Here is a 1,514-nt window from a genome sequence, read left to right on the forward strand (position 1 = left end):
GCGGAGATGGTCGACGCGGTCTCGGTGACGGGGGGGCATCTGGGCTCGGGGCTTGGCGTGGTCGAGCTGACGGTGGCGCTCCACCACGTCTTCGACACGCCCGACGACCGCATCGTCTGGGATGTCGGGCACCAGGCCTACCCGCACAAGATCCTGACCGGGCGGCGCGACCGCATCCGGACGCTGCGCCAGGGCGGCGGGCTGTCGGGCTTCACCAAGCGGAGCGAGAGCGAGTACGACCCGTTCGGGGCGGCGCATTCCTCCACCTCGATCTCGGCAGCCCTCGGCATGGCGGTGGCCCGCGACCTGCACGCGGCCGCGGCGCGCGCCAAGGGGATCGAGGCCCCGAAGCGCCGCAACATGATCGCGGTGATCGGCGACGGCTCGATGTCGGCGGGCATGGCCTACGAGGCGATGAACAACGCCGGGGCGCTTCATTCGCGCCTGATCGTGATCCTGAACGACAACGACATGTCGATCGCACCCCCCGTGGGGGCGATGTCGGCCTACCTCGCCCGGCTGGCCTCGGGCGGCACGTATCGCGGACTTCGCGAGACGGCCAAGCAGCTCGGCAAGCTCCTGCCCAAGGCGATCTACCAGCGGGCGGCGCAGGCGGAAGAGTTCGCCCGCGGGCTGATCGTGGGCTCGGGGACCATGTTCGAGGAGATGGGCTTCCACTATGTCGGCCCGATCGACGGTCACAACCTCGACCACCTGCTGCCGATCCTGAAGAACGTGCGCGACACCGAGCAGGGCCCGATCCTGCTGCACGTCGTGACGCAGAAGGGCAAGGGCTATGCGCCGGCCGAGGCCTCGGCCGACCGCTACCACGGGGTGGTGAAGTTCGACGTGGTGTCGGGCGTGCAGGCCAAGGCCAAGCCGAACGCGCCGGCCTACACGCGGGTGTTCGGGGAGAGCCTGATCAAGGCGGCCGATGCCGACGAGAAGGTGGTGGCGATCACGGCGGCGATGCCGGGAGGCACCGGCATCGACCTGTTCGGCAAGGCCCATCCGGACCGGACCTTCGACGTCGGCATCGCCGAGCAGCACGCGGTGACGTTCGCCGCAGGCTTGGCCACCGAGGGCTACAAGCCGTTCGTTGCGATCTACTCGACCTTCCTGCAGCGGGCCTACGACCAGGTGATCCACGACGTGGCGCTGCAGAACCTGCCGGTGCGCTTCGCCATGGACCGGGCGGGCCTGGTGGGGGCGGACGGCGCCACGCATGCGGGCGCCTTCGACCTCGCCTACCTCTGCTGCCTGCCGAACATGACGGTGATGGCGGCCTCCGACGAGGCGGAGCTGGTGCACATGGTGGCGACCTGCCACGCGCACGAATCCGGCCCGATCGCGCTACGCTATCCCCGCGGCGAGGGGGTGGGGGTGGACCTGCCCGAGCGCGGCGAGCCCCTGGCGATCGGCCGCGGGCGGATCGTCAAGCGTCCCGAGGGCGCGCGGGTGGCGCTGCTGTCGCTCGGCACGCGCCTGTCGGAGGCCCTGAAGGCGGCCGACCT

At 70.7% G+C, this 1,514-nt stretch carries 1 protein-coding gene; it reads left to right on the plus strand.

From position 1 onward, the window contains the following. Positions 1-1,514 (plus strand): 1-deoxy-D-xylulose-5-phosphate synthase (gene dxs, locus COGEMETH_RS23865; RefSeq protein WP_238185169.1); only part of this gene is annotated, 1,514 nt, incomplete at both ends.

It is taken from the genome of Methylobacterium trifolii, assembly GCF_022179685.1.
GTDB lineage: Bacteria > Pseudomonadota > Alphaproteobacteria > Rhizobiales > Beijerinckiaceae > Methylobacterium > Methylobacterium trifolii.